Annotated in this window: 18 protein-coding genes; 10 read left to right on the top strand and 8 right to left on the bottom strand. The window is 49.7% G+C overall.

What is annotated here, in order from left to right; all coding sequences use genetic code 11:
* Window positions 1-93 precede the first annotated feature (93 nt).
* Window positions 94-1,347, top strand: coding sequence for an argininosuccinate synthase (locus QEH59_RS03525; RefSeq protein ID WP_308983976.1), 1,254 nt, complete (start codon window positions 94-96; stop codon window positions 1,345-1,347).
* A gap of 103 nt (window positions 1,348-1,450) precedes the next feature.
* Entirely contained in the window at window positions 1,451-2,203 is a 753-nt protein-coding gene (locus QEH59_RS03520; protein ID WP_308983975.1) for a pyridoxine 5'-phosphate synthase, read from the top strand.
* 17 nt (window positions 2,204-2,220) lie between these two features.
* Here the strand turns inward: QEH59_RS03520 and QEH59_RS03515 are convergent, their stop codons facing one another.
* On the bottom strand, window positions 2,221-2,394 hold the full coding sequence (locus tag QEH59_RS03515; RefSeq protein ID WP_308983974.1) for a hypothetical protein: 174 nt from the start codon (window positions 2,392-2,394) through the stop codon (window positions 2,221-2,223).
* Window positions 2,395-2,397: 3 nt separating this feature from the next.
* On the bottom strand, window positions 2,398-3,528 hold the full coding sequence (locus QEH59_RS03510) for a PepSY-associated TM helix domain-containing protein (protein WP_308983973.1): 1,131 nt from the start codon (window positions 3,526-3,528) through the stop codon (window positions 2,398-2,400).
* Window positions 3,529-3,723: 195 nt separating this feature from the next.
* Between QEH59_RS03510 and QEH59_RS03505 the strand changes: the two genes are divergently transcribed.
* The 4 genes from QEH59_RS03505 (at window position 3,724) to dprA (ending at window position 10,315) form a co-directional block, all read left to right on the top strand.
* Window positions 3,724-5,829: a TonB-dependent receptor gene (locus QEH59_RS03505; RefSeq protein ID WP_308983972.1), complete on the top strand. Its 2,106-nt coding sequence runs from the start codon at window positions 3,724-3,726 to the stop codon at window positions 5,827-5,829.
* Window positions 5,830-6,169: 340 nt separating this feature from the next.
* Window positions 6,170-7,498 (top strand): MATE family efflux transporter, encoded by a 1,329-nt coding sequence (locus tag QEH59_RS03500; protein ID WP_308983971.1) that lies wholly within the window; start codon window positions 6,170-6,172, stop codon window positions 7,496-7,498.
* A 109-nt stretch (window positions 7,499-7,607) separates the two neighbouring features.
* Window positions 7,608-9,194, top strand: a complete 1,587-nt coding sequence (locus QEH59_RS03495; RefSeq protein ID WP_308983970.1) for an NAD(P)H-hydrate dehydratase — start codon at window positions 7,608-7,610, stop codon at window positions 9,192-9,194.
* A gap of 5 nt (window positions 9,195-9,199) precedes the next feature.
* Entirely contained in the window at window positions 9,200-10,315 is a 1,116-nt protein-coding gene (gene dprA, locus QEH59_RS03490; protein ID WP_308983969.1) for a DNA-processing protein DprA, read from the top strand.
* A 20-nt stretch (window positions 10,316-10,335) separates the two neighbouring features.
* Here the strand turns inward: dprA and QEH59_RS03485 are convergent, their stop codons facing one another.
* Window positions 10,336-10,563, bottom strand: coding sequence for a DUF167 domain-containing protein (locus QEH59_RS03485; RefSeq protein ID WP_308984086.1), 228 nt, complete (start codon window positions 10,561-10,563; stop codon window positions 10,336-10,338).
* A 203-nt stretch (window positions 10,564-10,766) separates the two neighbouring features.
* Here QEH59_RS03485 and ppnP point away from each other — a divergent pair, with 203 nt between their 5' ends.
* The gene (ppnP, locus tag QEH59_RS03480; RefSeq protein WP_308983968.1) at window positions 10,767-11,087 is read left to right on the top strand and encodes a pyrimidine/purine nucleoside phosphorylase; all 321 of its coding nucleotides are present in this window, start codon (window positions 10,767-10,769) and stop codon (window positions 11,085-11,087) included.
* Between the two features lie 145 nt (window positions 11,088-11,232).
* Complete coding sequence (locus QEH59_RS03475; RefSeq protein ID WP_308983967.1) at window positions 11,233-11,745, top strand: glycine cleavage system transcriptional repressor; 513 nt, start codon at window positions 11,233-11,235, stop codon at window positions 11,743-11,745.
* A gap of 123 nt (window positions 11,746-11,868) precedes the next feature.
* Here QEH59_RS03475 and QEH59_RS03470 read toward each other — a convergent pair whose 3' ends face one another.
* Window positions 11,869-12,966 (bottom strand): hypothetical protein, encoded by a 1,098-nt coding sequence (locus QEH59_RS03470; RefSeq protein ID WP_308983966.1) that lies wholly within the window; start codon window positions 12,964-12,966, stop codon window positions 11,869-11,871.
* Between the two features lie 311 nt (window positions 12,967-13,277).
* Here QEH59_RS03470 and QEH59_RS03465 point away from each other — a divergent pair, with 311 nt between their 5' ends.
* Window positions 13,278-13,844 carry an iron-sulfur cluster assembly protein gene (locus QEH59_RS03465; protein WP_308983965.1) on the top strand — a complete coding sequence of 189 codons (567 nt, stop codon included), beginning with the start codon at window positions 13,278-13,280 and terminating at the stop codon, window positions 13,842-13,844.
* A 149-nt stretch (window positions 13,845-13,993) separates the two neighbouring features.
* Here QEH59_RS03465 and dxs read toward each other — a convergent pair whose 3' ends face one another.
* The 4 genes from dxs to QEH59_RS03445 all read right to left on the bottom strand — a co-directional run bounded on the left by dxs (window position 13,994) and on the right by QEH59_RS03445 (window position 18,561).
* Window positions 13,994-15,889 (bottom strand): 1-deoxy-D-xylulose-5-phosphate synthase, encoded by a 1,896-nt coding sequence (dxs, locus tag QEH59_RS03460; protein ID WP_308983964.1) that lies wholly within the window; start codon window positions 15,887-15,889, stop codon window positions 13,994-13,996.
* A gap of 114 nt (window positions 15,890-16,003) precedes the next feature.
* Complete coding sequence (gene xseB / locus QEH59_RS03455) at window positions 16,004-16,240, bottom strand: exodeoxyribonuclease VII small subunit (protein WP_308983963.1); 237 nt, start codon at window positions 16,238-16,240, stop codon at window positions 16,004-16,006.
* 8 nt (window positions 16,241-16,248) lie between these two features.
* Window positions 16,249-17,424: a phosphotransacetylase family protein gene (locus QEH59_RS03450; RefSeq protein WP_308983962.1), complete on the bottom strand. Its 1,176-nt coding sequence runs from the start codon at window positions 17,422-17,424 to the stop codon at window positions 16,249-16,251.
* A gap of 66 nt (window positions 17,425-17,490) precedes the next feature.
* Entirely contained in the window at window positions 17,491-18,561 is a 1,071-nt protein-coding gene (locus QEH59_RS03445) for a phosphate acyltransferase (RefSeq protein ID WP_308983961.1), read from the bottom strand.
* 158 nt (window positions 18,562-18,719) lie between these two features.
* Here QEH59_RS03445 and murJ point away from each other — a divergent pair, with 158 nt between their 5' ends.
* Window positions 18,720-20,288: a murein biosynthesis integral membrane protein MurJ gene (murJ, locus tag QEH59_RS03440; RefSeq protein WP_308983960.1), complete on the top strand. Its 1,569-nt coding sequence runs from the start codon at window positions 18,720-18,722 to the stop codon at window positions 20,286-20,288.
* Window positions 20,289-20,315: the final 27 nt, after the last annotated feature.

Raw genomic sequence — 20,315 nt, 5'->3', positions numbered from 1 at the left:
TAAAATTTTTTAATTCCTAGCATGGCTCTGCTTTCCGCTTGCGTCTGCGCGTTGGAATCACAGTTCTGGTAGCTCCTTTTTAATATTTTTACTATGAAGATTGTACTCGCATACTCTGGTGGTCTCGACACCTCCGTTCTCGTTAGCTGGCTCAAGGAGCACTATAATGCGGAAATTATTACTTTCGCTGCGGATGTCGGCCAAGAAGAAGAGCTCGACGGTTTGGCGGAAAAGGCGAAAGCGACTGGTGCTTCTGCACACTATACAGTTGATTTGGTCGAAGAGTTTGCACGTGACTTCATCTTTCCGATGATGCGTGCCAATGCGATTTACGAAGGTCAATATTTGCTCGGCACATCGATTGCGCGCCCGCTGATTGCGAAGGCACACGTTGAGATTGCGGAGCGTGAAGGTGCGGATGCAGTTGCGCACGGCGCCACAGGTAAGGGGAATGACCAAGTCCGTTTTGAATTAGGCTACGCGGCGCTCGCGCCTAAGTTGCAAATTATTTCACCTTGGCGTATGGAGGTCTTCCGGAAGGCCTTTCCTGGACGCACGGAGATGATCGACTATTGCCGTGAAAACAATATCGATGTCGAAGCCAGCGCTTCCAAGCCATATTCGATGGATCGTAACTTGCTGCACATTTCATACGAAGCTGGCATTTTAGAAGACACTTGGTTTGATCCGACGACGGACGACAATAAGGGGATGTATAAGCTGACAACAGCGCCCGAAGATGCACCGGATGAGCCTGAATACGTCGAGCTTGATTTCGAACGTGGTGACTGTGTGGCTGTGAATGGGGTTGCTATGAATCCAGCTCAGGTCATGAAGCACTTGAATAAGTTGGCTGGTAAGCACGGCGTCGGGCGTGTGGATATTGTCGAGAACCGCTTCGTTGGCATGAAGAGCCGTGGTGTCTATGAGACTCCGGGTGGCACCATTTTGCTGCAAGGCCATCGCAACTTGGAAACAATTACAATGGACCGCGAACTTGCACACTTACGCGATGGATTGATCCCTCGTTATGCCGAGTTGGTCTATAATGGTTTCTGGTATGCGCCTGAGCGCGAAGCGCTGCAGGCTCTGATCGACGACTCGCAAAAGACGGTTACGGGCACAGTACGCCTTAAGCTTTACAAGGGCAATGTTACGACGGTAGGTCGCAAGTCGCCGCTTTCTCTGTATGACGAAAACATCGCTTCGATGGAAGGCGTTGCGAGCGACTACAATCCAGATGATGCCAGCGGATTTATCCATCTCAACGCGCTTCGGCTGCGCCGTCGTGCGCTTGCGCAAGGGGGGCCTGAAATCGCTTCAGAAAGTAAGCTCTCGCGCGAGTAGAGGTCGCTGACTTAATTATTTCCTTAACCGAAGTTGCGAAACTTTGGTCTGATATGGTAGCCGAAGTCGTGAGACTTCGGCTATTTGACTCACAGATTTGACTATGAAAGCTGCTAAGATTCTCCTTGGTGTGAACGTGGACCACGTTGCCACCGTACGTCAGGCCCGTTACCGTGAGCATGCGCTCAGTCATGGTGACGAGGTGGAGCCGGACTGTGTTGAGTTTGCTCTTGCTTGTGAGCGGGCAGGCGCTGATGGCATTACCATGCACTTGCGCGAAGATCGTCGTCACGTGCAGGATGCAGATGTGCAACGCGCGCGCGCTCAGATCGCCACACGCTTAAATCTCGAAATGGCCTGCACGCCAGAGATGATCGAGTACGCGCTCAAGCTGAAACCAGATTCGGTTTGTTTGGTGCCGGAAAGTCGTGAAGAAGTGACCACTGAAGGCGGGCTGGACATCGTCGGGCAGAAATCACGTGTCGGCGAAGTGGTGGCCGCGATGACTGAGGCCGGGATCGTGACGAGTCTATTTATCGATCCTGATCCGGCACAGATCGAAGCCTCTGCCGAATTAAAAAGCCCGTGGATTGAGTTGCACACGGGAGCCTATGCGAATGCATACTATCATGCCGAGCGCGTTCAGGAACTGGATACGCTGCGTGCGGGTGCCGAGCTTGCTTACAGTTTAGGGATTACTGTGAATGCAGGGCATGGCATTAATTATACCAACATTTCCGAAGTCATCACGCTACCGCATTTACACGAGTTGAATATCGGACACACCATTGTGAGCCGTGCACTTTTTGTCGGTGTGGAGCAAGCGGTGCGTGAGATGAAGGCATTTCTAGGCTGATTTTTTAAGCTACATTCTCAGTTGTATCGAAACGCTCGAATGACTGGATAGAATGCAGTTGCCATTAACAGGCTTCCGAGGTAGTCGGCGAGTCCGTCGCCGGCTAGAGCCAATACCAAACCGAGTGTAAACAGGAGCATCAAGGTCCATTCCAGGGGACGTGAGCGTTTTTTCTTTGTCGTCGAGGGCATCGGTTACTTGCGGAAGCGTTTACGTGCGTAGAGTAGGGCACCCGAGCAGGAGAGTAAGCCTGAGCTGAGCCCTAGTAGAACATAAAGTATCTTTATCGGCCAACCTCCGAAGTTGCCGAAATGAATGGGGGCGGAGATGGCGACTGCCTGGATCCACAGTGGTAGCTGCAGTTGACTTAATTCTTGCGGGCTATGTATCGGTGAGGTGATTACCAACGGGATAAATTCGGTAAATAGCCCACTTGCGTTTGCGAGTATCAAGTAGTGATTTTCTCCTTGAGGTCCACCTGGGTAGTAGAGCGTTTCGATACTCGCATGCTCAAATTCTTTACTAAAGGCTTGGTAAATATTGCCAGGCTTAGTGAGGGAGCGTGTCTGAGAGAGTGGGATCTCCAGGCTCTGTTGGCTGGTTCTTTCTTGCAGTGTCTGCAGCACCCACATTTGTGAGAGTAAAAACCCGATTGTTAGGGCGACTCCGGACAGTGCGATCAGGATGTTAAATACCAATGAGCTCAGACCCAATAGCTTATGCCAATCCCCTAGGATGATTGGCCAGCGCTTCTCCCAGCGAACCCTGCCCAGCTCGAGTTTGAAGGTATAGGGAAAATAGACCAATAGACCGCTTATGCAGGATATCAAAAAAAGGCTACCGATTATCGCTAGAAATAAAATTCCGAAAATTCCTAAGAACAGATTGGCGTGTAGTTCGAGTACCCAATGTGTAAACGAATGATCGTGCATGTGTGTGTCATCGATTAGTTGCCCGCTGCTTGCTTCGACGTAGTAGCGTTCGAAATGCTCGGTTCCCAATTCATCCGTTTGGAGCAGACCAAATTCGTGTTGTATTGAATCCTGTTGTGCCATTCGCACCCGTTGTAAGCGTGCTTCTGGATAGTGCTCTAAGAGCGTGCGATAGGCTATATTCAGGGAGTTTGTGTAGCTCTCTACATTAAGTGCTGTAAGCGGAGATTCTTCGATCGATTCGTTCTGGGGGATGGCTTCTCGCCATGCATCGATGTCTTCAGCGACAACCAGATAAGCACCTGTGATGCTGAGAATTAGGATGTTTATACCTGTGATTAAGCCTGTCCACCGATGTAGGCTGAGCAGGCGTTTGGTCCATTTCGGTGACATTTTATAGATTATTTTCGACTTAAAGGTTGACTCAGTAATTGCTTAATATTTGAGATTGAGTCTCACGATCATTTTATTATCTAGTAATTAATCGAGAGAAAACGACCAATGCAAGCATTGGATGTTGCTCCCTTCCTTCTAGGTGGGCCTTCGGGACTGCCTTTATTTTTAGTATAAATCAGAGTCAATCAGCACATGAAAACAAAGAATGGGTACGCTGTATCCTTAAATCATTTTAGCGCACTCACATGCCTGGGCAGTTTGTTGTTATTATCCAATTTTAGTTCTGCTGCAGCGGATCTAGCGGCAAGGCATGAAAGTAATGAGGCGGAGGGACCGGCGGGGAAGTTTGCCTTGTTGGATCTTGAGTCAGTGGTGCTGACTGGGCAGAAGGCTGAGCGCAGTTTACAAAATACCTATGACAGTTATGGATTTTTATCGGGGCAGCAGCTAGAAGATTTTCAAATTGAGGATTATCGTGAAGCGATGCGTATGCTCGCCAATGTGCAGTCGGTCACTGCGGGGGGCGGCAATAGCGGTTTTAGCATTCGAGGGATCAATTCTGAAGGCGTGAGTGGAGCCGGCTCTCAATTACGACCGCTTGCCAGCTTAGTTATTGATGGAGCGACACAATCATTTGAGGGCGCACGACGTGGGGCACATAGTATGTGGGATGTGAAGCAGCTTGAAGTCTATCGTGGTGCGCAATCCTTACAGCAGGGACGAAATTCTTTGGCGGGGGCGATTATCGTGGAGACGAATTCACCAACACCTTATTGGGAAGGTGCCTTGAGTGGTCGTTATGGTTCCGAGGATGAGAGCGCTGCTGCATTTATGATTTCCGGACCCTTGCTAGAGGATGAATTGATGTTTCGCATTACAGGCGAGCAGATGGATCGTAGCTTGGATATTGATTATAGCGACGATGATTTGGCAGAATACGGGGAAGAGGATTACGAGATGATCCGGGCTAAATTGTTGTATACGCCTAAGTGGGCCTCTGGGCTCGAGCTTGAAGGGACGTTTAGTCACGTCATCGACAATCCCGCCGTTCCGGTGGTGGATGCTGGTGATCCATACGCTCGTGAATTTGGTTTTGATGGGGCAGTCATTGCTGTTGAGGCCCGCGAGAATGAAGTGAATGGTCATATTTTGCGTGCCAGTTATGATTTTAATGAAGATTGGAAGCTGAGTTCGATCACTGCATATACGCAAACAGATACCTCCTTTATTACGCCGCAGCAGCCATATAACCGTGACGAAGTTAGAGCAGACCAGGACTTCTCACAGGAAGTGCGTTTGAATTATGGCGATGCAAACGAGCGTGCTGTGAATGGTATGTTGGGGGTTTTCGCTTCTCGTTTAAAGAACGAGGTGGATTCTCTCATCGAGTATTATGGTTTTGCCTTGCAGGATCTCGAAACAGATCGACTGACTGAAAATCGAGCGATATTTGGTGAAATGAATGTGCCGTTTTTGGAGCGGTGGACGCTGAGCGTGGGATTGCGCTACGATCAAGAGAGCTTTGATACTCAATTTTTCGATCGCAGCACCAGCAGCCAACTGGAAGCCGATGGCGACTTTGATGCCTTTCTACCTAAATTTGCGCTGGCATATGATTTAACGGACAATCAGAGCGTCGCATTCAGTTATTCCAAAGGTTATCGAGCGGGCTTCTCTCAATACGACGGTCCGGTTGTGGATGCGGAGTACTTGAATGACTACGAAATTGCGTACCGATCTGTCTGGCTGGACGGGCAGTTACGTGTGAATGCAAACGTGTTTTTCTATGATTGGGTGGATCAACAAGTACAGATTGAAATTGACCCGCTGTTGCCTACTATTACTGGGAATGCGGGGAAATCGCAGGTTTTTGGAGGCGAGCTAGAAGCGCAGTGGGCGATTGATTCGAATTGGTTAGTTGGTGCATCAATAGGGTATACCAAGACCAAGTTCATCGATTTCGAAGATTATGACGGCAACGCCTTTCCCGGAGCCCCTGAATTTTCCGGTGCTCTTTGGACACAATACGATTTTTTTGATCACTGGTTTGTCGCGGGCGATGTTTCGTATGTCGACAGTTCTTACGCTACAGCAGACTTGGCAAATGATGATGCTTTGAGTTTGAGTGGTTACATGCTAGCGAATCTGGCACTCGGGTATCGTCAAGAGCATTGGGAAGTAGTGTTAAGCGTGCAAAATTTATTTGATAAAGACTACCTCGTAGGACGCGACAGCACTGGTGGTGCTTATGTCGGCGCTGGGCGTAGTCTTGCGCTGAGTGCGACGCTTCGTTTCTAGCGTCGGATTTGAGGGATTTGTTTGTTTAGTCTGTCTGTGTATGTGGCTTCTCTGGCGCTTCGTGTGCCTGAGAAGCCACTTTATTTTGATGTGTTGGGATGACCGCCTGCCTGTATTCACAATTGTATGTCGCTTTGAAAGTAGATGAAGTAGGTACTTGAAGAGTTGATTGTTCGTGGCAAGTTGCAGGCATGGATGCGATTGATGGAAGCCTAGTCGGGAACAGTTCGGTGATAGCAGCAGTGAAGCAGCTGCTTAGAGGTGACGTGATTGTTCGCTCAAGTTGCTATGATGCCGAGTCTGTTTGGCTTGTTTAGTATTTGGATTCCATATCTTAGCTGTGCATACTTTGTTTCAGGAGAATCGTAAGACGCTCTTACTCGCGCTTCCGCTGATTGCTGGTCAGTTGAGTCAAATGCTGTTAGGCTTGACGGATACATTGATGGTCGGGCGTGTGGGGACGGTCGACTTGGCGGCAGCAGCCTTTGGGAACGCTTTGTTGCATCTACCCTTTTCATTTGCGATTGGCCTGTCGATAGCGGTTTCGATTCAGGTGGCCCATTGGTTTGGCCGTGGACAGCTGCGGGATGCGGGCGAGGCTTTGCGCAATGGCTTGTTTATTTCCGTATTGCTAGCAATTGCTCTGATGGCTCTGGTTTGTTTCAGTATTCCGTTTTTAGGCTATTTGGATCCGCCGGATGCAGTTCTGGCGATTGTGCCACCGTATCTATATTGGATTGGTTTTTCATTTTTAGCCATGGTGCCAACCATGGTGATTAAAAGTTTCGCCGAAGCGCAAAGTGAGCCCTGGATGGTTCTTTGGATACAATTAGGTGGGGTTGTGCTGAATATTGCTTTAAACGCTATATTTATCTTTGGCTACCTAGGTATGCCATCCATGGGATTGACCGGGGCCGGTGTCGCAACTTGCCTAGCTCGCTTTATTACACTGGGTGCTTTGTTTTATTATTTGTTCAACTCGCGCAGGTTGGCGGCTGCCCTACCGCCTCTCTGGTGGCGACGGCCTGAGCGTACGGAGTGTCGGGCCTTGACGAAGATGGCGAGTCCTTTAAGCGGACAATTATTGATCGAGATTGGGGCTTTTACGGTGAGTGCGTTTCTTATCGGGCAGTTTGGAGCGACTGCTTTGGCCGCGCATCAAATCGCTTTAACTTGTGCAATGACAACTTTCATGCTGCCATTGGGCTTGTCAATGGCAGTTACCATACGCGTGAGTCATGCGGTGAGTGCGGCACAAGCCTTGCGATGTCGTCAGATTGTGCTTGGGGCGCAGTGTATGGGGATAATGATTATGCTTAGTTGCGCATTGGTGTATGTATTTCTGGGGGATCGGATCGCTGCCGGATTTACTGAGGATCTTGAGGTGGTGCGAGTGACGGTCTCAATACTGGCTGTGGTGGCTATTTTTCAGCTTCTGGATGGCATACAGGTGATCAGTGGGGCGGCATTACGTGGTATGCGCGATGTTAACTTCCCCACGGGCATCTTATTTGCTTGTTTTTGGTTGATTGCGATTCCACTCGGGGCGGTGCTAGGTTTCTGGGCAAGTTTTGGTGCGCTCGGGATCTGGTCTGGCCTCGCCATTGGTTTAGCGCTCGCTTCCGTGGCACTGAGCATACGTTTGTGGCGCAAGCTTAAGTGTTTCTAAAGTGATCTAGTTGGCATTCACGAGGAAAAAACGTGTATTCTCCCGCTGTCTCTGTTAGAGATCGCATTGGTCGAATGACTGTCATTTTATGCAATCTATTGATTCGGTTATGAAAGTATTACCTTATGCCCATCCTGTGCTTAGCTGCCAACAGGCAAAGGATTTAGAGTTCTCCGTATTGACTGACGCGAGCGCGGAGTGGTCTGCGATGCAGCAGGCCGGAGCGGGGATTGCTAAGTCGGTTATAGAAGATTATCAGGAGTTAAGATCAGTTCCTGAGCATTTACGTATTTTAGCATTAATTGGTAAGGGCAATAATGGAGGCGATGCATTGTTGGCATGTGGGCAGTTACTGGCAGACTATCCACGCGCTCAGGTGGATCTTATCTTAACCTCGCCCGCGGATGAGTTGCGACCCTTGGCAGCGCGTGCCTTACAAGAATTGGAAGGGCGAGTACAAATACGTCAAATCTCCGAAGCTTGTGGGCTGTCTGAGATTTCACAAATGCTGGTGGAGCTGGGCGGCGAAATTGGATTTCATATCTGTATCGATGGTTTGTTGGGGATGTCTTTTGTGCCCCCGTTACGGGCACCGGTCTGTGACTTAATTGAAGCGATCAATGCATTTGAAGGGATCGAGTTACGTGCTTCTGTGGATTTACCGAGTGGTGCAGGCGACGGAGTGGAACCGGATGCATTGATCCTGCGGGCTGACTTTAGCTATGCGACTGGTATTGCCAAGAAGCCATTATTTGCTGGTTGGGGAACTTGCGGGCGTGTGCGATATGTCGACTTGGGTTTTTTCAAAACGACGCCCGGCCAGGTAGTCGAGGCAGAAGAGGCCATTCTAACTGATGCGGTATTAGCTCCATTGAGGCGGCTGCGGCCGGCAAATGTGGATAAACGTTCATTCGGACATTTGTTTATCGTGGGTGGGTCCGCGCGTATGCCTGGCGCATTATTGATGTCCGTGCGGGCTGCAGTTTCTTCTGGGGTGGGCTTAGTGACCGCATTTGCACCGTCCTCTGTGACTGCAGTGCTGGCTGCGCAGGTGCCCGAGGCCATGTGGATTTCATGGCCGGAAACCAGTCTTGGTACCTTAAGCCCCAGCGGTATGTCACTGATTCTAGAGCGTATTGATCAAGCAACGGCAGTTATAGCTGGCCCAGGCTTCGGAGCTGATGCAAGCACTGAAATGGTGGCTCAGGAAATCGTCAAACTTGTAGAGTGTCCACTCTTACTCGATGCCGATGCATTGCGTGTGTCCGTGCTTGAGCCGGTGCGGATGCGGCAGGAGGCATATGGGCGGGTGGTATTGACTCCGCATATGGGAGAGTTTATGCGGGTAGCCAAGCTAGAGGAGCCTGATTATACCAATGACGTGTTATTGGACTTTTCGAAATCGCATGGAGTCGTGACGGTTTTGAAGGGACCGCAAACACGCATTTGCAATGGAGCCTCTGTAATTTATCATACGCAGGGCGGCCCCGTGCTAGCGCGGGGGGGGAGCGGTGATTTGTTGACAGGTTTGATTGGTGGCATGCTCGCGCAGAATGCTCATCGTGAGGAGGAGGCTGTAGCCCAAGGACTGTATTTACATGGTCTGGCTGCCCAGTGTTTGGCACGTGTTCACGGGCAGGTGAGCGTTCATACAACACAATTGCTTGATTATCTATCCGCGGTATTACGTACATAATTGATATGTCAGCTCAATTGAATCATCGGCAGGCACTGCTAGTATTAAATGGCTTGCAACATGTAGGGCCGATTATGTTGCGGCGCTTATTGGATGCCTTTGATCATGATCCAGTTGCTGTGTTGGCTGGGAATCGTCAGAAATTAATGCAAGTGAAGGGAGTTGGGGATAAAGCCGCCACTGTGCTGACTCAGTGGACTGAGCACTTCGATCTTTCGAAGGAAGTTGAACGGATGAAGGCTTCCAGCGTACGTTTTCTGGCTCAGACAGACCCCCATTTTCCTGCCATGTTGCAAGAAATGTATGATCCTCCTATCGGATTGTATTGGAAGGGGAGTTACAATATTGATCGGCCTTGCATCGCGATTGTCGGTACGCGACGTGCGACCTTGTATGGGCGTACGATTGCTCGGAAATTTGCTGCGGAGCTGTCTCGACTCGGATTCTGCATTGTGAGTGGTATGGCTAGAGGGACGGACACCGCAGCGCATGAGGGGGCGCTTGAAGCTGGTGGAAAGACGGTGGCAGTGCTTGGTTGCGGGCTGGATATTGTGTATCCTCCAGAAAATTTGGAATTGTATAAATGCATCGCAGATACCGGCGCAGTCGCGAGTGAATTTCCCTTTGGGCGTCGGGCAGATCGTCAAACATTTCCGATGCGTAATCGGGTCGTTGCTGGTATGTGTGAAGCCGTAATTGTGATTGAGAGTGACGTCGCGGGGGGGAGTATGATTACGGCCCGCTTTGCAGGCGAGCAAGGGAGGCAGATTATGGCGCTGCCTGGGCGTGTTGATCAAGCGAGTAGCGCAGGTTGCCACCAATTGATTCGGGATGGGGCGACTATGGTGACATCTGTAGACGACATTTTAGAGGAATTACGTTATAAGCGTCCTGCGCAGTCAGAGCCAGAGTTAGCTTTAGGGGAGGCGACTTCACAGGTTGTGCTCAGTGAATTGGAGCAAGAAATACTCGATTGCTTTGTCGGTGGTGAGTTGTGCTCGCCAGACCAAATCTCGCAGCAACTCAATCGTGTGGCACCCGAAGTTTCGGCCACCTTAATGGGCTTAGAGATTAAGCGACTGGTAGTCAAACGGGCAGATGGCCGATTTGAGGCGCGTTAATCTGGTGGCGATATAGAGTTTTATGGATCTTCGATTTTTACGATCTTCATCCGTCCCGTGCTGCCGACCTTGATTGAGATTCTACGCTTGTGGCATTTAAGAGTTTTGGAAATGAGTGCAATGAGTTCTTTGTTTGCCTGACCATCAACTGGTAGTGATTTGAGTGTCGCCTTCCATGTGCCATCCTGTTGTGGTTCCAAAACGCTTGTCCTGGAATTTGGCTTAACTTTGATTTGTAGAGTTTTCAATCGAGTTGAGAGAGTGGATTTATTCAACAGATGATGCTATTTATAGATCGGTGAAGTTTGAGTTGGTTGCTAAAGTGGAGTCAACCGAAGACCGTTTTCTGAGGACTTCGGTTGCTGTTTTATGTCCTGATCAGACCGCTGAGGATTGGTATTGGTGATGATTTTTATCGACAGAATCGTCTGGATTCAGAGAACATAAGCGTATGTCTGAAACATTTGAAAACGTCTCTGTTATTAAGAAAGCCAATGTCTATTTCGGAGGTCAAGTGACCAGCCGAACGGTACAGTTTGCTGATGGCTCTAAGAAGACGCTGGGCTTTATGCAAGCGGGTGACTATGAGTTTGGCACTGAAGCCCCTGAAGTTATGGAGATGTTAGGGGGGGCCATGGACGTGAAATTAGCGGGTAGTGAGGAATGGAATACCTATGTCGAAGGACAATCTTTCAAAGTTGAGGGAAATTCAAAGTTTAGCTTAAAGGTGCCCGCAGGTGGTGCTGATTATTGCTGCACTTATTTATCATAGTTGGTTCTCAAGAGGTTGCAGCATCAACGAGCGCTACCGGCCGCCGAAGAATCTATTCGTAGAATGCCGGACTGATCCTGGAATGTTCCGATTGCTTGTATTTTGCATACTTGCTCTTTTCGGTTGAGTTGCTATACTCGCGCGTATGGATGGGGTATTAGTTCTTACAATCAGTGGTCGGGACCGTGCAGGTTTGGTTGAAAAACTCGCTGATGTTATTGCGACCCATGGCGGTAACTGGGAGCATTGTCGTATGGCACATCTCGCAGGACGTTTTGTTGGTTTGCTGGAAGTCACGGTAGCGGGGGATCAGCAGCAGGACCTTGAAGTGGCGCTGCGGACGATTAGTGATCTTGATGTGATGATTGCAGCTGGCACCACGTGCTCTAGCATGGAATCGCTGCGGCAGTTCGATCTTGAAGTTGTGGGCAGTGACCAGCCGGGAATTGTGCGTGAGGTCTTTAAGGCGCTGGCCTTGGCGGGCGTTAATGTTGAGGAATTGAGCACACGAGCCTACAGTGCTCCCAGTTCTGGTGGAATGCTTTTTGAGGCGAAGGCACGGCTTGCCTGTAGTCCGGAGATTGATCGAGATGCAATACGCTCACGTCTTGAGCAGATTGCTCAGGATGTAATGGTAGATATACATTTACCTGACTGACTGACTGACTGACTTGCTAATTGTTGATGTGTGTCGCTTGGGCAATGCGCTATGCGAACAGAAGTTTAACCAGGAGCGAACGGAGTTGGGATGCTTAGACCTTGCGGCTCCAATGGGGCAGGACTAATTTGATTGGTAAGCTAGGGTGATTACACCGCTGGGTAAAATACGATCACTGCCATCGGCGACTGCGTTTAGTTGATAGGTGTGGGCTTTATCCCCGACTTCGATTTGGATATGTGCATTGGCTTGTCCGCGCCAATTCTCTGGGGCATTTAAGGATAGCCCATAGGCTCGGAAAATAAAGTCGCTTGTTGCGAGTTGTAACTGTGAGTTCTGCAAGAGAGTGTAGGTGAGCAATTCGGAAACCTCTTGCGTGGGACTGCTTTCGGTAATTTCGAATAAATATGGCTTAGACAACTGCGAGAGCTTTTCAATCGTGTTGGTCTTGTCATTAAGTTCAAACTGATCGGGGGTTTTATCCTCTAAATTATCGCTCTCAAGTGCTAAGAGTTCCGCAAGGTTGCTGATCTTAATTAATTGGTGAGCGGTGATCTGCTGTGTTTTTAAGTCGATGGCACGCAGTACGAGCAGTCCGCTACTAGAATTTGCTGGGTGGATTAACTCGATGTTGATGAGTGCTTTCTTATCGTTTTTAAATATCTCAGCATTTTCGTAGCTAAAGAGATCCTTGTCGGTGCCGTCGGTTTCTGGTTTTAGCTTGAAATCTACAGGGATTGTTACGCTGAACTTTGTGCCGTCTGCGTCAATCAACGCATCGTAGGTTTGGTTCCGTAGTTCTGTTTCGGCGCGACGTGTGCCGCTGCTATCCTGAATAAATAAGCCATCGTAGAAAAGTGTTTCATAGCCGAGTTCCCAGCAAGTTTTGAGTAGTTGCTGGGTCTGTAACTGAATGGCATCTTGGTAGTTTGCGGATTCGATTTGATAGTTGAAGCGCTTATTTGCGGCCATGGCTTGTTTTTGTTGCTCGACTTCAACTTCTGTAAGCAAGTTGGCCAAACCGATTTGGCGGCTCTCTATTTCGGCTTGTGCGCGCTTGATGGTTGCTTCGCCGCGTTTGATGATCTCTTGGACGTTGCGATTCGGGTCCAAGCTCGATGCCTTCGTTTTAATCATGTACTGACCGCTTTTCAAGTCGGATTGCGCCTCTTCGATTGCTTCCTCCAGTTTCAAATACTGAATTCTCTGGCTAGCCGTCATCTGGGGGATTAAGGCTTCGCGTTTAGAGAGGACGCTTAAATCAATGGATTGCTCTTTGGCACTGAATGCCTGAGAGCTTATCAGGTAGCTAATAACGGCTATAAGTAATAGCCTGGCGCAGGGTCTGAATGTGGAGCGAAGCATCGTAATATATGAGAGGGGTGGAAAATTTAAAAACGTGAGTATTTCAATATCAATAGCTCATTGCCAAGAATAATCCGCGCCTGCGAGGAGGTCACTGATGTAAATGATATCAGCTTTATCCGTGCTGTGGATTGACAGGAGCAGTAATTATGGTGTGTTAATGCGCTATGCAGTTTAACGAAGAATTAACTCTTATACGTGATACCGAAGCGACCATCATTCCTGCGGGAGAGACGCAAACGCTTGCTGCGGGAACGCGTGCTGTGATTTCGCAGGCACTTGGTGGCACGGTTACGATCCGCACGGATTCCGGACTGTTTCGTTTAGCGAGTCGTGATTGGGATGCGCTGGGTGCAGAGGCGCAAGCTCAGTTGGATGCGAGTGCGAAGAGTGCTGATTCAGCCCCTGAGGATCTGCCTTTTAGTGAAGAGCAGGTGTGGGATGCGATGCGAGGTTGCTTTGACCCTGAGATCCCAGTTAATATTGTGGATTTAGGTTTAATATACGATTTACAAATCGACCAGCCAGATGCGGAGGGACGCCATCAAGTGAATGTAAAGATGACACTGACTGCACAAGGTTGTGGTATGGGACCAGTGATTGCGGAGGATGCAAAAAAGAATATAGAAGCTTTGAGCGGAGTATCGAACGCACAGGTGGACATTGTGTGGGATCCGCCTTGGACACCACACATGATCTCTGAGGCGGGCCGTCAGAAACTAGGGCTGGAGTAGGCCGACTCTAAATAGCTGTAGTTTACCCGGCATTTTGCGATTAATCTGTCTGCTCATTAGGTCGAGATGGGCGCCGGTCCGTCCGATGCTGGAACTACATTAGGTCGGCATAGGCAACCCATTTATCGCGCTTAATTTTTCGCCCTCCCTCACTCTTCGATGGCTTGTCGCTTCGCGTACTTCGAAAGTACTCGTTCTAAAATCGCTTGGGGGCTGAGGCCGTTTTCTTCACGTAATTTGGCGACAGAGCTGCCATGTTCGATAAAGTTATCCGGCCAGCCGATACGTTCGACTGGGCAGAGAATATCGGCTTCTTGGAGCGCTTCCATCACTGCTGTTCCGAGTCCGCCTGTGATGACATGGTCTTCCATGGTGACGATTAAGCGAGTTTGTGTCGCCGCTTGGGTGAGTGTTTGGACGTCGAGTGGTTTCACGAAGCGCGTATTGACGATACCAGCCTGAATGCCGTGTGTACTCAGGTTTTCTGCCAATCGCTCTGCGTCGGCAAGCATGGTGCCAATCGCCCAGATGTCGATATCGGTGCCCTTTTGTAATCGTTGTGCTTTGCCGATTTCTAATTCTGCGGGTGTCTCTTTGAGGGGCGTGCCAATCGCATTGCCGCGTGGGTAGCGGATGAAGGCTGCGCCTTGATAGGCTAATCCAGTGGCCATCATATCGGCGAGTTCATCTTCGTTGGCTGGCGCCATGATGAGAACATCAGGGACACAACGCAGGTAGGATAAGTCGAAGAGGCCATGGTGAGTCGCTCCATCGTTGGGCGAGAGCCCAGCACGGTCCATACAGAAGAGAACTGGTAAATTTTGTAGGGCGACGTCGTGGATGATTTGGTCGTAGGCACGTTGCAGGAAGGTTGAATAAATCGCGCAGACCGGATGGAAGCCAGAGGTTGCCATACCTGCCGCAAATAACACTGCGTGCTCTTCTGCGATTCCGACATCGAAAAATTGTTCCGGGAGTTTGTCTTCCAGAATATTGAGGCCGGTGCCAGAGGGCATGGCTGCTGTGATGCCCACTACATTTTTATCTGCTTGGGCGAGTTTGACCAGTGTTTCGCCCATTACATCCTGGTATTTGGGCGGAGTGCCGGCTGCTGTCGGAGCGCCTTTACCGGTTTCTATGTCAAATGGGCTGGCTCCGTGAAAACGTTCTGGATTTTGAATGGCAACATCGTAGCCGCGACCTTTTTCAGTCAACACATGGAGGATCACCGGCTGTTCTGCATTTTTAGCAAATTCGAGGTAGTGCTCGACCTGTTTTTGGTCGTGACCGTTGATTGGGCCGATGTAGCGGATGCCATATTGTTCAAAGATCGATGAGGAGACAAAAAAGTCCTTCGTCTCTTGTTTCCACTTGGAACCGAGTTTTATAATCGATTCACCTCCTGGCATTTTTTGTAGGAAACGTTCTATGTCATCATTGAGACGATTGTATGCGGGAGTTGTGATCAGTTCGTTGAAATAGCGTGAGAGAGCACCAACGTTCTTGGCGATCGACCATTTGTTATCGTTGAGAATGATGATGAGGCGCTTGGTGGAAGCCGCAACGTTATTGAGAGCTTCCATGGTAATGCCACATGTGAAGGCGGCATCGCCGCAGAGCGCGACTACGTGTTCGTCACTACCACGTTGGTCGCGTGCGGTAGCCATGCCCAGTGCGGCGGAGAGTGCCGTGCCGGCGTGGCCAGCGCCAAAAGCATCATGTTCACTTTCGGCGCGCGATAAGAAGCCACTGTAACCATCGCTGGTGCGTATGTGGTCGAAGCGTTCGTCGTTACGGCCAGTCAGTAGTTTGTGAATGTAGCCTTGGTGGGCCACGTCGAAGCAGAAGCGATCCGTTGGTGTGTTGAAGACCCGATGCAGCCCAATCGTGAGTTCGACGACCCCTAGGTTCGGGCCCACGTGGCCTCCGTTCTTCGATGTCGTTTGAATGACACGTTCACGGATCTCCTGAGCAAGTTGCGGGAGTTGTTCTGAGGAAAGTTTTTTAACGTCGCTGGGCGACTGTATCCGTGCGAGTAAGGACATTAGAATGGAAGGAATCGATCTGAAACTGGATTATTATCGGATGCGCGACTTTATTGTCGCCGGCATATTGGTTGCGAGACGGGCACGAATATAGCTAAGCCTTAGCAGCGGAGATTAATCTTCACCGACGTCGTTGAATACTTCAAGTTGGCCTGTCTTGATGTTGAGCTTTTCGATTTTCAGCTCGGCCTCTTTTAGTTGGACTTGGCATTGTTTGAGTAGTTTTGAGCCTTCTTCGAACTTGGCCACTAAGTCTGCAAGTGGCGTGTCGCCATTTTCCATTGCGGCAATGAGGGCTTCAAGGCGTTCGACCGATTGTTCGAAAGTGGGTTCTTCTTTTTTAGCGGGCATATTGAGTTTTATTCCTGTGAATCAAAGGCGTTCTGAATCACCTCAAGGTCAATATTTTTAGTGATGAGATCTTTGATGATGGGAATCTTATCGTCGTCGCTGGGTTGGGTTTTAACGGTCATGTTATTGACTTTGGAAGCCACTTTGTAGCTATCCTCTGCGCAAAGTACGACTGGTATCGAGGTTTGTGCTATCATCTCCATTAGGCGGGGATGGGGGAGGATACTACGTGTGAGTATGATTCCGGCGATTGAGTTTTCCGCACCGATGCTATCTGAAGCGATTGCGGAGAGGATGATGTCTTCTCGGTCGCCGGGGGTGATGATCAAGACGCCATTGTCTAGATGTTCGACGAGTCCTTTGGCGGCCATTGCACCGATAATGACTTTGTCGATGCGGTTTTTTCCGCCTTTAGCTTTGCCGTTGAGCCAGCGGCCATTGGTTTCCTCGACAACCTGTTGTAAGTTCGGTTGTGTGAGCTTGCCTTCGTGGGGAATACAGCCGAGCAGTGGAATATTCATTCGTTCGAGAGCGATACGGCAGTATTTTTCTACCATTTCGATTTTATCGGGCTCAACTTTGTTAATAATGGCTCCGATAATCTGTACGCCAGCAGCTTCGAATACAGCTTTATTCAGGGCAATCTCATCGACTGGACGTCCGATACCGCCACGTGCGACGATAATAACTTTGGCATTGAGGTGTCGGGCCACATCCGCGTTGGACATGTCAAAGACAGCGCCTACTCCGGCATGCCCGGTGCCTTCAATAATAATATAATCGCGTTCGAAGGCTGCTCGATCGAATGCGCGACACATTTTATCGATTAATTCAGTATGATTCGCGGTCGGATTATCCAGGTAATCACGGGTAAAACTGTGATGAATCACGATTGGACTCATCGCATGGATTGGCGTGTTGACGTCGAAAATCTGGTTGAGCAGGACGGAGTCTTCGTCGATTTGATGGCCTCCCACTTCGACAAAACGCTGACCCACCGGTTTGATGAAGCCGACACGTTCCGTGATGCTTCGGAGGGCAGCAAAGAGAGCCAGACTGGTGGTGGTCTTCCCATCATTCATACGAGTGGCTGCGATGAAGATACGTTTGGTCGTCTTATTGCGTGGTGCAGTTAAGATTTCGGTGTCGTCAGGCTCGGTGAAGTGTTTCGAGGGAGGCGCCATAAGTTCGTTTTACATAAGTGAATAGGCGGGGCCGGTTGTTCGGCGTCCGGTTGCAAGGTAAATGATTTAAAGGATAGTCACGTCTTCGTTTAAGTCTTCGCTGTTGTCAGTAGGATAGAGCAGCTTGTGGTCAATGGCTTGTGAGGCGACCATGACAGCAGTGCCAAAGATATCACTCGCAGTGGCTCCGCGGCTGATTTCTGCAGCTGGTTTGGTGAGGCCAGTCAAAATTGGTCCGTAGTTGCGTGCGCGTGTGAGTGTGTCGACCAATTTTGAGGCGATATTAGCGGAGTGTAGATCCGGGAATATCAGCACATTGGCGTGTCCTGCAACGGGGCCTTCAATTTTCTTGGTCTTGGCGGTAATCGGATCCAGTGCGGCGTCGACTTGTAATTCACCGTCGATTTCCATTGGAATGCCTAGTTCGAGAGCTTTCTTGCGGGCCATTTCGGTGGCAGCTTTCATTTTCGCCACAGTTGGATTTTTACTGGTGATGCTTTTACTCGAGTAGCTGAGTAGTGCGACGTAGGGCTTGGTGTTGGTGAGGTGATAGCTGAGTGCAGCAGTGGTCACCGCGATGTCGGCGAGTTGCTGGCTGGTTGGATTGGGGACCACTGCGCAGTCTGCTAGGAATAGTTCGCGGTCTTTTCCAGTCTCCAGGTCTTCGAGATCAAAAATATTGAGCGAGGAGACAGTGGCCACGTCGGGTAAACGTGGGATAATTTGCAGTAGTGGGCGCAGAGCGCTGGAGGCAGAGCTGGTGGCACCGGAGACGATGGCATCAGCTTGCGAGGTCGCCAACATCATCGTCGCGAAATAATTGGTATCTTCCAAATATTGTTCAATTTCTTTGTCTTTCAGGTTTTTGAAGCGGCGTAGGCCTTGAAATTGTTTCGTGAAATTGTCCCACTCATCGCTGCGACGAGGCTCGATGATGCGGATGCGTTCCAGGCTGACGTTGAGCTTGTCAGCGTTTTCCTTAATTTGTGCCCGATCCCCCACTAGGATTGGGATGCCCAGATCGTTGGAAGCGAATTGGCGAGCTGCCTGTAAGATACGAGGGTCGCTACCTTCGGGGAAGACGACGCGTTTCGGGTGCCGTTTGAGACGGACGGTCAATTTTGAAATAAGTGGCATAGTGAAGTGATTTGGGATTGAATTGGGTATATTGTGATGAAAAGAAGAATGTAGACGAAGAACTAAGAGCACTAAATATACAATTGCCAAAGTTTTTTACGGCGTAGTTTCTAATCTGCGGGCTAAGTAATGATTTTTTTTACGTGCTCTGCAACCTGATGCTAAAAAATATTAAAAACATCGTCGTGGTCAGTTTATCAACTGTGGGCTCTCGTCTATTGGGATTGTTACGTGATATCTTAATATTTGCGGCTCTGGGGACCAGTTTGTGGAATTCTGCGTTCATTCTAGCATTTACCTTGCCTAATTTGTTTCGACGTTTGTTGGGGGAGGGCGCATTGACCTCGGCCATTGTGCCAGTTTTTTCGGATGTGCTGGAGCGCGAGGGGCGTGAGGGCGCATTTCGTTTTTTTAATCAAGTATTATTACGCTTGTTGCTGGCATTAATTTTGATTGTGGGTGTGGGCATGCTATTTTTGGCTTGGGCTGCAGGCAGTGCCTGGTTGCCGGAGCGTTGGGTGACTGGCGCGGGGCTTGCGGTGTGGTTGCTGCCTTATATGTTTTTTATCTGTCTGGCGGCAATTATTTCTGCTGGCCTGAATTTAGTGGGGCGTTTTGCGGTGGCGGCTTCCACGCCGATATTACTAAATTTGGCGATGATTGCAGCGCTGCTTGCAGGTCTATGCTTGGATGTTGAGACTGCCCGGATAGTTTATTGGTTGTGTGGGGGCGTGCTTTTGGGCGGGGCCTTACAATTGATAGTGCCGGCCTTGGATCTCATGCGGCAGGGGTGGCGTCCACGTTTGGAAGCGCCTGGTGGCGGAGAGTTGGCGGAACTTTGGCGCTTGTTTTTGCCCGGGCTGATGGGAGCGGCGATATTGCAGGTCAATATACTTGTTTCACGTTTATTGGCTTATTCCTTGGATGAGTCGGCGGTATCGGTGCTCTATTTGTCGAGTCGTTTGATGGAATTACCACTTGGAGTGTTCACCATCGCTGTGGCAACGGTGTTTTTTCCATTGTTGGCCAGGGCGCTTTCCAGTGGTGATGAGGCAGGTTTTTCGAGTGCATTCTTGCAAGGCATGCGTTTGGTGGTGGGGATTTCACTGCCTGCCGGGGTGGGTTTATTGGTGCTTGGAAAGCCTATTCTTGAATTCCTTTTCTTATGGGGAGCTTTCGAGCAAGCAGATGTGTTAGCGACAGTGCCCCTGCTGGCGATTTATGGTTTAGGGTTGCCACTGTATTCAGCGGCAACCTTTGCGACACGAGGCTTGCACGCGAGTAAGGATATGCGGACACCTGTTCGAGTGGCGGGGTGCTGCTTATTGATCAATTTATTGTCGGGACTGTTGCTGATGCAGTTTTGGGGCGCGGCGGGGCTTGCAACTGCCAATGTGCTCGCTGCATTGGTGCAGAGTGTATTATTATGGCGGGCGCTGGCGTCAGGTCGTGCTGCGTTGAGCTTCGGGGCGCTGTGGCCTGCCTTATTGAAAATTTGTTTGTCTGGAGTTGTGATGGGCTTGGTATGTGCCTTTGCATGGCCTTATCTCGCCCAGTTTGATCTGGGGGAGAAATTGAGTGCGGCTGTGACCGTGCTACTTTGTGTGCCAGGTGGCATACTCGTTTACCTTGGAATGTTGTATTGCCTGCGCTTTGAAGAGCTATCGATGTTGAAAGAGTTTTTTGTGAGATATTTACCGCAGCGATCTTTAAAACGTGAGGAATGATTGAGGCCTTTCTTCTTTTTAGGAGAG

Source organism: Thalassobacterium sedimentorum, assembly GCF_031127905.1.
GTDB lineage: Bacteria > Verrucomicrobiota > Verrucomicrobiia > Opitutales > Coraliomargaritaceae > Thalassobacterium > Thalassobacterium sedimentorum.
The sequence above is the reverse complement of the archived record's forward strand: the minus strand, read 5'-3'. Positions and strand labels throughout refer to the sequence as shown.

What these genes read in the sequence shown, in the direction of transcription:
- QEH59_RS03515 (WP_308983974.1), bottom strand. Translation starts at nt 2,394, where the DNA reads ATGCCCTCGACGACAAAGAAAAAACGCTCACGTCCCCTGGAATGGACC.
- dprA (WP_308983969.1), top strand. Translation starts at nt 9,200, where the DNA reads ATGTCAGCTCAATTGAATCATCGGCAGGCACTGCTAGTATTAAATGGC.
- QEH59_RS03520 (WP_308983975.1), top strand. Translation starts at nt 1,451, where the DNA reads ATGAAAGCTGCTAAGATTCTCCTTGGTGTGAACGTGGACCACGTTGCC.
- QEH59_RS03510 (WP_308983973.1), bottom strand. Translation starts at nt 3,528, where the DNA reads ATGTCACCGAAATGGACCAAACGCCTGCTCAGCCTACATCGGTGGACA.
- QEH59_RS03475 (WP_308983967.1), top strand. Translation starts at nt 11,233, where the DNA reads ATGGATGGGGTATTAGTTCTTACAATCAGTGGTCGGGACCGTGCAGGT.
- QEH59_RS03495 (WP_308983970.1), top strand. Translation starts at nt 7,608, where the DNA reads ATGAAAGTATTACCTTATGCCCATCCTGTGCTTAGCTGCCAACAGGCA.
- xseB (WP_308983963.1), bottom strand. Translation starts at nt 16,240, where the DNA reads ATGCCCGCTAAAAAAGAAGAACCCACTTTCGAACAATCGGTCGAACGC.
- QEH59_RS03525 (WP_308983976.1), top strand. Translation starts at nt 94, where the DNA reads ATGAAGATTGTACTCGCATACTCTGGTGGTCTCGACACCTCCGTTCTC.
- dxs (WP_308983964.1), bottom strand. Translation starts at nt 15,889, where the DNA reads ATGTCCTTACTCGCACGGATACAGTCGCCCAGCGACGTTAAAAAACTT.
- murJ (WP_308983960.1), top strand. Translation starts at nt 18,720, where the DNA reads ATGCTAAAAAATATTAAAAACATCGTCGTGGTCAGTTTATCAACTGTG.
- QEH59_RS03445 (WP_308983961.1), bottom strand. Translation starts at nt 18,561, where the DNA reads ATGCCACTTATTTCAAAATTGACCGTCCGTCTCAAACGGCACCCGAAA.
- QEH59_RS03465 (WP_308983965.1), top strand. Translation starts at nt 13,278, where the DNA reads ATGCAGTTTAACGAAGAATTAACTCTTATACGTGATACCGAAGCGACC.
- ppnP (WP_308983968.1), top strand. Translation starts at nt 10,767, where the DNA reads ATGTCTGAAACATTTGAAAACGTCTCTGTTATTAAGAAAGCCAATGTC.
- QEH59_RS03470 (WP_308983966.1), bottom strand. Translation starts at nt 12,966, where the DNA reads ATGACGGCTAGCCAGAGAATTCAGTATTTGAAACTGGAGGAAGCAATC.
- QEH59_RS03505 (WP_308983972.1), top strand. Translation starts at nt 3,724, where the DNA reads ATGAAAACAAAGAATGGGTACGCTGTATCCTTAAATCATTTTAGCGCA.
- QEH59_RS03450 (WP_308983962.1), bottom strand. Translation starts at nt 17,424, where the DNA reads ATGGCGCCTCCCTCGAAACACTTCACCGAGCCTGACGACACCGAAATC.